The sequence below is a fragment of the Streptomyces olivaceoviridis genome (genome assembly GCF_014650115.1).
Lineage (GTDB): Bacteria > Actinomycetota > Actinomycetes > Streptomycetales > Streptomycetaceae > Streptomyces > Streptomyces olivaceoviridis.
This window is the reverse complement of sequence record NZ_BMUI01000017.1, coordinates 200,867-212,998: the sequence shown is the minus strand read 5'-3', so window position 1 is coordinate 212,998 and position 12,132 is coordinate 200,867. Positions and strand designations below refer to the sequence as shown.

Here is a 12,132-nt window from a genome sequence, read left to right as displayed (position 1 = left end):
CCATGGTCAACGGCGCCGGCTTCGGCCAGACCATCCGCTCGATCAACGGCTCCCTGGAGTGCGACGGCAAGAACCCCGCCCAGGTGCAGAGCCGAGTCGACGCCTACCAGAGGTTCACCCAGATCCTCGGCGTCAGCCCGGGCGGCAACCTGTACTGCTGACCGACCTCCAGCACGCCCCTGGCGCACGGGCCGGCACCAACCGGGCCGCGCGCCAGGGGTTTCCTCGTTGTGCCGCCCGGTTCCGAAACCAGCCGGACGCCACCGGACGCAACCCCTTTCACCTGCCACATCCCAGAAAAGACCGCTTAGACATCCGATGTGTTGCCCGAGAGCCGGTCGGTTCGTTCACCGTCCGAATGATTGACAGGTGCACGAGGGGTGCCTAGGTTCGCCGATACACCCGATGTATTGACGACCCGTCAGGTCTGGAGGACGACGATGGCCTCACAGTCGGACAAGCGCTCACCGGTGGCCCGCAGATCCGTGCTCGGTACCGCGCTGGGCGGAGCCGCGGTGGCGGCACTGCCGGGGGCGGCGCACGCGGAGCAGGCGGGGACGGGCGGAAACGCCGGCCCGGCGGGCGGCCGACGGCCGTGGCGGCTCCGCTCCGCCCTGGCCGACGACAGCGCCTGGGAGACGTTCCTGCGCGGCCAGGACCTGCTGTGGAGCCGGCTGCCCGCCCTCTGGCACGAGGGCCCCTTCCTGGGCGACGGGCTGCTCGGCAGCATGATCTACCGGGAGCCGGACGCCCATCAGATCCGGTTCACCGTCCAGCACGGCCGGGTCCAGGACCACCGGCCCGAGTTCGGCAGCGGCTGGGGCACCTGCCGGCTGCCGGTCGGACACCTCACCCTCGAACCGGTCGGCACCATCACCGCCGTGGACTGGCGGCTGAGCCTGTGGAACGCCGAGCTGACCGGCACCGTGACCACCACCACGGGCACGCTCACCCTGGCCGCCCTCATCCACGACGAGGTCCTGGCGGTCCGCGTGACGGCGAGCGGCGGCGAGCGGGTCACCTGGACCTTCCACCCCGAGGAGGCCGTCAGCCCCCGCAGGATCCAGGAGGCCCCGCCCGCCGGCTACACCGGCAACCCGCCCTGGACCACCCGGACCACCGCGGACGGCACCGAGCAGGTGCTCCAGCCGCTCACCGGGGGCGGGCAGACGGCCACCGCCTACCGCCGCACCGGCGACGAACTGCTGCTCAGCGTCGGTCACAGCTTCCCCTCCGGGACCGCCGCCGAGGCCGACTCGCTGCGCAACCTGCGGCGCGGGACGTCGTACGCGGCCCTCAGGCGGCGGCACGTGAGCTGGTGGCACGCCTTCTACCGGAAGAGCTTCGTGTCCTTCCCCGACCAGCGGTTGCAGAGCTTCCACTGGATCCAGCTCTACAAGGTCGCCTCCGCCAGCCGCGCGGGCGGGCCCGTCATGGCCACCAGCGGGCCCTGGCTGGAGCCGACACCCTGGCCGGCGGTCTGGTGGAACCTCAACGTCCAGCTGGAGTACTGGCTCATCCACGGCTCCAACCACCTGGAGCTCGACGCGCTCGCCGGCACGCTGCGGCAGAACCAGGAACAGCTCGTCGCCAACGTCCCCGCCGCGTACCGCAAGGACAGCTCCGGGATCGGCCGCAGTTCCGACATGTTCGGGAACCGCTCCGTGGGAGAGCCGGGCACCGGCGCCGAGACCGGCGACCTCACCTGGGCGCTGCACAACGTGTGGCTGTCCTACCGGCACAGCATGGACAAGGCCCTGCTGCGGGACACGATCTATCCGGTGCTGCGCCGGGCGATCAACTACTATCTGCACTTCCTCACCCCGGGCAGCGACGGCAGGCTCCACCTGCCGAGCACGCTCTCGCCGGAGTACCCCGTCGTGCCGCCGCAGGACACCAACTACGACCTGGCGCTGATCCGCTGGGGCTGCCGGACGCTCCTGGAATCGGCCGAACTCCTCGGCGTCCAGGACGAGTCGGCGCCACGCTGGCGGGACGTGCTGGCCCGGCTCACGCCCTACCCGGTCGACGACAACGGGTTCATGATCGGCGCCGACACCCCGTACGCACAGTCCCACCGGCACTACTCGCACATGCTGATGGTGTACCCGCTGTACCTGATCAACTGGGACCAGCCCGAGAACCGCGAGCTCATCACGAAGTCGGTGACCCACTGGCACGCCCTCACCGGCGCCCACCGGGGCTACAGCTACACCGGGGCCGCGTCGATCCACGCCATGACCGGCGACGGTGACACCGCGCTCGGCTACCTGCGGAAGTTCTTCGACCCCACGACCCGCTACCCGTGCCGGGCCAACACGCACTACACCGAGGCCGGTCCGGTGATCGAGACGCCGCTGTCCGCCTCGCAGTCGCTGCACGACATGTTCTGCCAGAGCTGGGGCGGGGTGATCCGCGTCTTCCCGGCCGTCCCCTCGGCGTGGGCGGATGTCACCCTGCACGACTTCCGCACGCAGGGCGCCTTCCTGGTGAGCGCCGTCCGCACGGCGGGCGTCACCCGGTTCATCCGGGTCAGGAGCCTGGCCGGCGAGCCGCTGAAGCTCCGGCACGGCCTGAGCGGAACCCTCACCGTACTGCTGGACGACGGCTCCCCGGCACACACCCGGGACCTCGGCGACGGCACCCTCGCCATCGACCTGCCCGAGGGCCGCGAGGTGCTGGTCCACTCCGGATCCCGCCCCGACCTGGTCATCGCCCCGGTGGCCGTCAGCGAACCCGGTCCGGCGTGGGGGTTGCCGTAGCGGCCGTCCAACCTCGCTACGGCCCCGCCCCGCACGGGACCGTGCCGCCGTCCCCCCTCGCCGGTTCGGCCGGCACGGCGCCGCGTGCCCGTCCCCGCCCCGTCCGCCTCGCAGGACGCCGCGCGCAACCCGTCCCACGCCCCGCTCCTCCCCGCAGGGCACCGCGCGGCCGTCCGTACCCGTCACCCACCTCCACCCCATCACCCGGGAGGGTTCCCATGGCGGTTCCGATCAGGACCGCGGTCGCCACGCTGTGCGCCGGACTGGCGGCCTCTCTTCTCGGCGGCGGGCCGGCGCGGGCCGGCCAGGACACCGGCTCCGCCGCGCACGTCTGGACCGTGTCCGCGCCCGGCCCCGGCGCGGCGGCACAGGCACCACGCGCCCGCGTGTCCCTGGACGACGCCACCGGCACCCTGGACCTGTCGGTGTCCCGCGACGGGCGGACGGTGGTCGAGCCGTCCGCCGTCGGCATCCGCACCGAGCGGGCGGATCTCTCCCAGGGCCTGCGGTTCCTGCACCGCACGGACCGGCTGGTCGACGAGCGGTACCGGACGAAGTCCGGCAAACGGCTCGACCGGCGGTCCCTGATGAACGAGACGCGGCTGTCGTTCGGCACCGCCGCGGGCGCCCGGTTCGACCTCGTCGTCCGCGCCGCCGCCGACGGTGTCGCCTACCGGTACGTACTGCCCGGGGGATACGGCGACGTGCTCGGCGAGACCTCCGCGTTCACGCTGCCGACGGACGCGCGCGCATGGCTCAGCGCCTACCGGGTGGACAACGAGGGCCAGTTCGCCGAATACTCCGCCGGCACCGCGCCCACCGGCTCCTACTCGGACCAGGCGCTGTTCGCGACCGACGGCGGCTACACCCTGCTCGCCGAGTCGGGCCTGACCGGTGCCTACTCCGGTGCCCGGCTCATGCACGACCAGGGCAGCGGCACGTACCGGGTCACGCTCGCCGACGAGCGGATCCACAGCACCGGGGGCCGGCTCGCCACGCCGTGGCGGGCGATGGTCACCGGCAGCCTGGCCACCGTCACGCGGTCCACGTTCACCGACGACCTCGCCCCCGCCTCCCGGGTCACCGACACCTCCTGGATCCGGCCCGGCACCGTGCTGTGGACCTGGCTCGCCGGAGGCCGCGCGGCCGGCCAGAGCCTCACCGCGCAGCAGGCGTACGTCGACTACGCCGCCGCACGGCACTGGCCGTACGAGGCCGTCGACGCGGGCTGGTACTTCGAGAGCGACCAGTGGGACACCACCGACCCCGACTGGCAGACGAACAGCTGGCTGCCGGGGCTCACCGCGTACGCGCGGGCCAAGGGCGTCGGGATCGTCGTCTGGATCCACCAGCGCGACCTGGACACGCCCGAGGAACGCGCCCAGTGGCTGCCCACGCTGGAGCGGTGGGGCGTCAAGGGCGTCAAGATCGACTTCATGAACTCGGAGTCGCAGTCCATGCTCCGGTGGTACGACGCCATCCTCAAGGAGACGGCCGAACACCACCTCATGGTGGACTTCCACGGTTCCACGATCCCGAAGGGCATCCAGCGCACCTGGCCGCAGGTCATGACCATGGAGGGCGTCGGCGGCGAGGAGAAGCGCACCAACACGTCCGCCCACCTGACCACCCTGCCGTTCACGCGCAACGTCCTCGGCTCCATGGACTTCACCCCCGGCGGCTTCCAGCGCGTCGGCCTGCGCCCGAACTCCGACGCGGCCGAGGCGGGTCTCGCCGTCGCCTACGAGTCGGGGCTCCAGATGCTCGCGGGCAGCCCGGAGTCGTACGACGCCCGGCCGCTCGCCCGGGACTTCCTCGCCCAACTGCCCGCCGCCTGGGACGACACGCGGCTGCTCGCGGGCGCACCCGGGCGGGAGGCGGTCCTCGCCCGGCGCGGCGGCGACCGCTGGTTCCTGGGCGGGGTGTACGCCGGTCCCGCGCGCGGGGCCGAGGTGCCGCTGTCCCTCGGGGCCGGACGGTGGCTGGTCGAGACGATCCGGGACGGCGCCGACGGGCTGGTCCAGGACAGGCGGGTGGTGCGCGGCGGCGACACGCTCGGTGTCGATGTCGTCGCGGGCGGCGGTTTCGCCGGGATCGCCTGCCGCTGGCACCCGGGGGTCACCACCTGCCACCGCTGAGGCCGACGCCGGCCGGCCGTCGTGGGTATGGACCTTCTCGGTCGTTACCGGCACGGTGGTGGGCACTCCGGCCGGGCGGTGCCGTCGACCGGTCACCGCCCGGCTCCTCCACCTCCGACCCCCAGGGGCTGCCCTCATGCCGATGCCACCAGCCGCGCTGCGACTCGCCGTCACCGCCGTGGGACTCCTCCTCACGGCCACCACCGGCGCCGGCGCCGCGGCCTTCGCCGCCGTGCCGCCGCGCACCGCGCCCGCCCGGGTCGCCGTCGACACGCCGGACCCGGCCGCCTGGTCCGCGCCGTTGTCGACCCGGGGCCGGTACATCGTCGACGCGCACGGCGACCGCTTCCGGCTGAAGGGCGCCAACTGGGACGGCGCGCAGGGCTCCTGGACCGGCAGCGGCAGCACCACCGACCCGGCCAACCATCACGCCGGACAGGACTCGCACGGCATACCGCTCGGCCTGGACCGCGTACCGCTGCCGCAGCTCATGGCGGACTTCCGCCAGTTGGGGATCAACACCATCCGACTGCCGTTCTCCAACGAGATGATCCACAGCACGGCGCCCGTGCCCGACGGCGCGGTCGCGGCCAACCCCCAACTGCGCGGCAGGACACCGCTGGAGGTCTACGACGCCGTGGTGGAGGCGCTCAGCCAGAGCGGTTTCGCCGTCGTGCTCAACAACCACACCAACACCTCCCGGTGGTGCTGCGGCATCGACGGCAACGAGCGCTGGAACAGCGGGCAGTCCACCGCGCGGTGGGTGGACGACTGGGTGTTCATGGCCCGTCGCTACGCCTCCGTGCCGCGCGTGGTCGGCGCCGATCTGTACAACGAGGTCCGGCGTGACGTGCTGGACGACCCCAACTGGGGCCTGGGGGACGACCACGACTGGTACGACGCGGCCCGGCTGGCCGCCGACCGCATCCTCACCGAGGCGAACCCGCGCCTCCTCATCGTGATCGAGGGCATCAACTGGACCGGTGTGCCCGTGGACGGACTCCCCCACGGCCGGCCGGTGCTCACCCCCGCGCGCACCCTGTCGCACACCCTCGTGGACGCCCGCAAACTGGTCTACTCCGCCCACTTCTACGGCTACACAGGTCCCCGCCACAGCGGCGCCACGGGAATCGGCGAGACCCACGACGCCCGCTACCAGGACCTGTCCCCCGCCGAGTTGGCCGCGGCGCTGGACGACGAGGCGTTCTTCGTGGAGGAGACCGGCCGGCACTACACCGCGCCCGTCTGGGTGAGCGAGTTCGGCATCGGGTCGGGCGAGACGAACACGGCGGCCCGCGCCTGGTTCGGCCATGTCACCGACTACTTCGCGGACCACGACGCCGACTTCGCGTTCTGGCCGCTGGTCGGCTTCGAGGGCCACGACGACTGGGCCCTGCTGCGCTACGACACGGCGGGGCACCGCTCCGGCATCCTCGACCCCGGGGACTGGCGCGCCACCGCGTGGCAGCGTCTGATGTCCGCGCCGGGCACGACCGGCCCCGTGGCGTCCGTCCCGCTCTGGCGCATGCTGAGCACCGATCACTCAGACGCGGTGACGTCGCCGCGGGTGCGCGCCACGGGCGACTGGGATCCGGGAGCGTACAAGGCGGCCTGCCCCGACGGTACGAGGCTGGCCGGGCTGAGCCACACCGGCGGGCGTGGTCTGTGCACCGACGCCGGGGCGGGAGAGCTGCGCGCCGCCGACGCCCGCCAGACGGTCGTCACCGATGAGCGGTACGTGCCGGGCGGCGGGGACTGGGCGTCCGGGTACACCAAGTACCAGTGTCCCGCCGGGGAGTTCCTCATCGGCTACAGCCTGCGGGGAGAGCGCGTGTCGGCGGCACTGTGCGTCCCGGCGCGGACCGCGCTGCCGGGCGCCGGGCGCACGGTGTGGTTCGACCGGTCCGACAACCGTCCCGCCGACGGCGCCGGCGGGGACTTCGCGGACGGCGCCTTCAAGGGCCAGTGCGCGGCGACCGAGTACGCCGCCGGGATCGCCTTCACCACCCGCGTGGGCAGCCGCCCCGGCCCGGCGGCCCTGCTGTGCCGCCCCCTGCCCTGACCACCGGAACCCTCCCGCACGAGCCCGCCGCACGGCCGGCCTCGCGACCGCCGAGGGCGCGGGCGGCGCCCCGGCTCCGACCCGCCCGGTGCGGCGGGGCCGTTCACCACGGCAGGCCCTCCAGGTGGGCGGCGATCCGGTCGCGGTCCCAGACCCCGTCGGCGATCACCACCCGGTAGCGGTAGTCGAAGGACTCCACCGGCTCCAGCGTGAACTCCTCGAAGAACGCCCAGGAGAAGGCGACCGTCGGGACGGGCTCGGCGCGCACGAACCAGTGGGACTCGTGGATCGCGGACGTCCCGTCCAGGTTCTCCGGGACGTGCGCGAAGACCAGCGTGGAGTGCCCGTCGCTCTCGTCGTGCTCGGCGGCGAAGGCCGGCCACTATCCCTGACCGCCCATCAGCTTCTCGGCGCCGAAGTCCCCGGTGCCGGGGGCGAGGACACGGCCGCCGGTGAAGTCGCGTGGCCCGCGCCCCTGGAGGCCCGTGTACCCGGACATATCACGGCCGGCCGTGGTCGGGGAGCCGAACACCAGTGGATCGGCACGGGTGTTGGTGAGCCGGATCGACCAGTCCAGCGCCCAGGCTCCGGCCGCCTCGTCCACCGAGTGCACCTCGATCCCCCCGTACCTCCTGGGCCCATTCCCGTCCGCCGTGCTCGGTCCAGGTCAACTCCTCGGTGAGCGCCAGACGTTCGCGCTCGGCTCGCAGTGCCGTGAAGCCGTCGTGGCGCATGGACCCGACCCGGTCGGGCAGCGCCAGGTACCCCTGGCCGTGGACATAGCTGTTGCCGCCCCAGAAGTTCTGTCCGGACAGGTGACTGGCCGTCATCTGGAGTCCCTTGTGCCAGCGGTGGTCGCTCGGCCGGTACCCGGTCACGGTGCGGCCGGCGGACACACCGGCGGCCTCAGGTCAGGGCGTTCCGGATCCGGTGCAGGATGTCCCGCAGGATGCCCTCCGACGTCCCGAAGTTGAGCCGTACGAAGCCCTCGCCCTCCACTCCGAACGTGCGGCCGTCGTTGAGCAGGACCCGTGCCTTCTTCAGGAAGAAGGTCTGCGGGTCGGTGTCCAGGTCCAGCTCACGGCAGTCGAGCCAGGCGAGGAACGTCGCCTGGGGCATGCGGTGGCGCACACCGGGCGGAAGCTCCTCACCGACCAGCGCGGCGTTGCGCGCCAGGACCGTCCTCAGCTCGGCCAGCCAGGCGTCCCCGTCCCGCCAGGCGGCCAGGGTGGCCGCGACACCGAAGGTGTTCGGTTCGCCGTACAGATGGGTGGGGTGCGCCAGCGCCTCGCGCACCCCGGCCGCGCCGACGTGGGCGACGGCGCAGCGCAGTCCCGGCACGTTGAACGCCTTCGTGGCCGAGGTCAGGGTCACCGTGCGCGCGGCCACCTCGGCCGAGAGGGAGGCGAACGGGAGGTGCCGGTGCGGGGCGTGGACGAGGTCGGAGTGGATCTCGTCCGCGACGACCAGCAGGCCGTGGCGGAGGGCGAGCCCCGCCAGTGCCTGAAGTTCCTCGCGGCGCAGCGCGCGTCCTGTCGGGTTGTGCGGGTTGACCAGCAGCAGCACCCGTGCGGGCCTCTCCCGCAGTTCCCGGTCGAGCCGGTCGGCGTCGAACGTCCAGGTGTCGCCGTCCGGTGTGTACGGCACCGGGTGCGGGCGCCGCCCCATGCTCGCGATCGTCTCCAGGAACGGCGGGTAGGCCGGGGTGTGCACCACGACGCCGTCGCCGGGCCGGGTGGCGACGTGCAGTACGGCCTGGAGGCCCTGGTTGATGTCGGTGAACTCCCTGACGTGCGCGGCGTCGAGCACCCAGCCATGGCGTTCGCGCATCCGCTCGGCGAAGGCCTCCCGTAGGGGGTTCTGGACGGACCGTCCGTCCCAGGAGGGGTAGCCGAGGTCGTCGTCCACGCACCGCGCCAGGGCCGCACGCACGGCGGGGGCCGGCGGGAAGTCCATCTCCGCGATCCACGCCGGGAGTACGTCCGGCTCGACGCGGCTCCACTTGGCTCCGGGCCGCCGGGACAGCGCGCGGACGTCCAGGTCGTCGAACAGGGGGTGCCTCTCTGCTGCCATCCGTCCATCCTGCCGCCGACGAGACGTGGACACACCCCTCTGTCCGGCGACACGTCATCCGGCCACCGGCGCCGGCCGTACCGCGAGGTGCCCGCCCAGGTGCAGCCGGGCGACCAGGCCGGCGCAGCCGAGGCCGGTCGCGGCCAGGGCCGCCCACGGCAGCCAGCGCACCCCGGTGTCGAACAGCGCGCCGACGGCGAGGTTGCCCAGCGAGATCGCGATGCCGGAGGCGGTGTTGTAGGCGCCGTAGTACGTCGCGACGAGCCGGTCGCCGGAGAGCCGTACCACGGTGTCCATCTCGAAGGGGTAGAGCAGCGCCCCGCCCCAGGCCAGCAGCACCGCGCACAGCGTCAGCGCACAGAGCCCGGCCGGCGCGCCGTACGAGCGGGGCAGCAGTGGCAGGAAGGCCACGCCCATGACCACGAGCCCCCACACGACGGCCCGCGGTCCGGACAGGGTGCGTTGCGCCCACGCGGTCAGCTTGAGCTGGCCCGCCAGCGCGGCCAGCGCCGAGGCGGCGAAGACCACGCCGGTGACCCATCCGGTCCGCTGGCCGAAGAGCGTGCGGGCGTGCAGCGGGAGCGCGAGGTAGACCTGGAAGGCCAGGACGTAGGAGCCGCTCATGGCGACCGCGAAGAGCAGGAAGGGGCGGTTGGCGGTGACGGCGCGCCAGTCGGCGGCGACCGCCCGCCAGGCGGGTCCGGTGCCGCGGCCGGCGGGGGGCCGGGCGGGCAGGGCGCGGGACTGCACCACGGCGAGGGCGCCGAAGATGGTGGCCGCGACCGTGCACACCGCGCTGAAGTTCCAGGTCAGCAGGGCCAGTCCGGCGAGCGGGCCGACCAGGATGCCCGCCTGGTAGTAGATGTTGAACGCGGCGAACGCCGCCACCCTGCGCTCCTCGCCCGCGTCCGCCGCGAGATACGCGCGGACGGCCGGGTTGAACAGCGCGCCCGCCAGGCCGGTCAGCGCCGACGCCGCCACCAGGGCGGGGAGCGAGTCGGCGACCGCCAGCAGCCCGAAGGCGACCACGCGCAGGGCGCACCCCGCGAGGATCATCGGCTTGCAGCCGTAGCGGTCGGCGAGGGTGCCGCCGACGAGGAACATGCCCTGCTGGGAGAAGGTGCGCACCCCCAGCACCAGGCCGACCGCCCAGGCGGCGAGGCCGAGGCCGTGGGCCAGGTGGTCGGCGAGGTAGGGCATGAGCATGTAGAAGCCCAGGTTGATGGCGAACTGGTTCACCATCAGCAGCCGGGCCGGCCGGTCGAAGGAGGCCGGCGGGAGCCGTAGCCGCTTCACCGGGCACCCGCCTTCGTCAGGTCGCGCGCGAGCGGGTCGCGGACCCGGTCGCAGCGTGTCCACCGGGTCACGACGCGCGCGTCCGGCTCGGCGATGTCGTCGGGCTCCGGCTGCGGTGTCCGCCCGGGGAGGCCGTGCTCGCGGCACCAGCCGTCGTCGTAGACCGTGTGCAGGTAGCGGTGCGGGCCGTCGGGGAAGATCGCGGCGATACTCGTCCCGGCGGGGTACGTCCGCGCCGCCCATCCGGCCACCAGCGCCACCGCTCCGACGCTCCAGCCGCCGGAGGCGTAGTGCCGCCGGGCGAGTTGGCGGCAGGCCCAGACCGCCTCGGCCGGGGCCACCCAGTGGACCTCGGCGAAGGCGGCGTAGGCGACGTTGTCCGGGTGGATGCTGGAACCGAGGCCGCGCATCAGCCGGGGTCCCGCCGGCTGGCCGAAGATCGCCGAGCCGACCGAGTCCACCCCGATGAGCGTCAGGCGCGGGAAGGCCTCACCCAGTACGGCGGAGACGCCGGCGGAGTGTCCGCCCGTGCCGACCGCCGTCACCAGCACGTCCACCCAGCCGAGTTGAGCGATCAGCTCGGCCGCGAGGGGGCGGTAGGCGGCGGCGTTGTCGGGGTTGCGGTACTGGTCCGGGCAGTAGGCGCCCGGGGTGCGGGCCAGCAGTTCGGTCACGCAGGCGCGGCGCGCCTCCTGCCAGCCGCCTTCGGGGTGCGGCGCGGCGACCTGGAGGACGCGTGCGCCCCGCGCGGTGAGCAGGCGAGCCATGGCCGGTTCCATGCCGGGGTCGGTCACGACGGTCACCGGGTGGCCGTAGGTCAGCCCGGCCAGGGCGAGGCCGAGGCCGAGCGTGCCGCTGGAGGACTCGATGATCGGCGCACCCGGCGCGAGGTCGCCGCGCCGGCGGGCCTCGCGGACCATGTGCAGGGCGGGCCGGTCCTTGAGGCCGCCCGGGTTGGCGCCCTCCAGCTTGGCGTGGAAGCCGCGGCCGGGCGGGGCGAAGGGTTCGTCCACCCACAGGACCGGGGTGTCGCCGACGAGGTGGGCGGGGCGTCGGGCGGTCCGGAGGCGGGTGGTGCGGGTCCGGAAGGGTTCGGGCAGGGCTTCGGGGAGGAATCCGGGCAGGGAGGGGTGCATGGCGTACGGCTCCTTCACGCCCGGCGGCCGTGCGGCGGGCGCTGTGCGGGTGGGGGGTGGCGCGCGAGGCACGCCCCGGTCCGCGCGGGGGTGGGGGCGTGCGGGCGCGGGCCTACTGCCGTAGCACGCGGACGAGCGCGAGCGAGGAGCCGTGCGCACAGGAGGGGGAGACACCGGGCGGTCTGTGCCGAGCGGTGTGTGTGAGGGGTCCGCGGAGCCCGGCGGGAAGGAGCGGCTGGTGCGTCTCGCCGTCGAGGGCGGTGTCGTCCAGGGCTGCACGCGGCCGGTCCGCCGTGTGGTCGACGTGCCCGTCCGCCGCGTGCCGGTGCTGGGGCGGTCCGTTCGAACCCGTCTCGTCGGCTCCGTCCGCGATCTGCCGGACGCCCTGTGTCACCAGGGCACTCGGGTCCGGTCCGGCGAAGGAGCAGGCGTGCACCGCGCCGGAGAGGTGGGCGGCGATCACCAGGACCAGCCCGACCAGCAGGGCGGCACGACGGGAGCGCCCCGCGCGTCCGCCACCGCTGCCCCACGACCTGATCACAGCCCCACAGTAATCACGCGGTGACTGCATGTCACATCGACGGGGGCGCGATTCGCCCGCGAGGGGGGCTTCGGCGCCTCCCGCTGCCGACGCCCGCGAGGGCTTCGACGCCCGCCGCCACTCC

8 protein-coding genes and 1 pseudogene are annotated in these 12,132 nt (G+C 73.6%); 4 read left to right on the top strand and 5 right to left on the bottom strand.

The window, feature by feature from the left end:
• The 4 genes from IE273_RS28645 to IE273_RS28630 form a co-directional block, all read left to right on the top strand.
• On the top strand, nucleotides 1–161 hold a 161-nt coding region (locus IE273_RS28645), incomplete at its 5' end, for a glycoside hydrolase family 19 protein (protein WP_308437065.1).
• Nucleotides 162–440: 279 nt separating this feature from the next.
• The gene (locus tag IE273_RS28640; protein WP_189818058.1) at nucleotides 441–2,762 is read left to right on the top strand and encodes a glycosyl hydrolase family 95 catalytic domain-containing protein; all 2,322 of its coding nucleotides are present in this window, start codon (nucleotides 441–443) and stop codon (nucleotides 2,760–2,762) included.
• Between the two features lie 218 nt (nucleotides 2,763–2,980).
• Entirely contained in the window at nucleotides 2,981–4,900 is a 1,920-nt protein-coding gene (locus IE273_RS28635; protein ID WP_189818057.1) for a glycoside hydrolase family 97 protein, read from the top strand.
• A gap of 136 nt (nucleotides 4,901–5,036) precedes the next feature.
• Entirely contained in the window at nucleotides 5,037–6,962 is a 1,926-nt protein-coding gene (locus IE273_RS28630; RefSeq protein WP_189818056.1) for a glycoside hydrolase family 5 protein, read from the top strand.
• Nucleotides 6,963–7,065: 103 nt separating this feature from the next.
• On the opposite strand, the pseudogene IE273_RS28625 reads toward IE273_RS28630, so the two are convergent.
• The 5 genes and pseudogenes from IE273_RS28625 to IE273_RS28605 all read right to left on the bottom strand — a co-directional run.
• Nucleotides 7,066–7,852 (bottom strand): annotated as a pseudogene (locus tag IE273_RS28625) (DUF6807 domain-containing protein); the annotation flags it as partial.
• A 16-nt stretch (nucleotides 7,853–7,868) separates the two neighbouring features.
• Complete coding sequence (locus IE273_RS28620; protein ID WP_229887640.1) at nucleotides 7,869–9,035, bottom strand: MalY/PatB family protein; 1,167 nt, start codon at nucleotides 9,033–9,035, stop codon at nucleotides 7,869–7,871.
• A 54-nt stretch (nucleotides 9,036–9,089) separates the two neighbouring features.
• On the bottom strand, nucleotides 9,090–10,331 hold the full coding sequence (locus tag IE273_RS28615) for an MFS transporter (RefSeq protein ID WP_189818055.1): 1,242 nt from the start codon (nucleotides 10,329–10,331) through the stop codon (nucleotides 9,090–9,092).
• Entirely contained in the window at nucleotides 10,328–11,467 is a 1,140-nt protein-coding gene (locus IE273_RS28610) for a pyridoxal-phosphate dependent enzyme (protein ID WP_189818054.1), read from the bottom strand. Before IE273_RS28610 ends, IE273_RS28615 begins: the two co-directional genes overlap by 4 nt.
• 112 nt (nucleotides 11,468–11,579) lie before the next feature.
• On the bottom strand, nucleotides 11,580–12,008 hold the full coding sequence (locus IE273_RS28605; RefSeq protein ID WP_189818053.1) for a hypothetical protein: 429 nt from the start codon (nucleotides 12,006–12,008) through the stop codon (nucleotides 11,580–11,582).
• Nucleotides 12,009–12,132 lie beyond the last annotated feature (124 nt).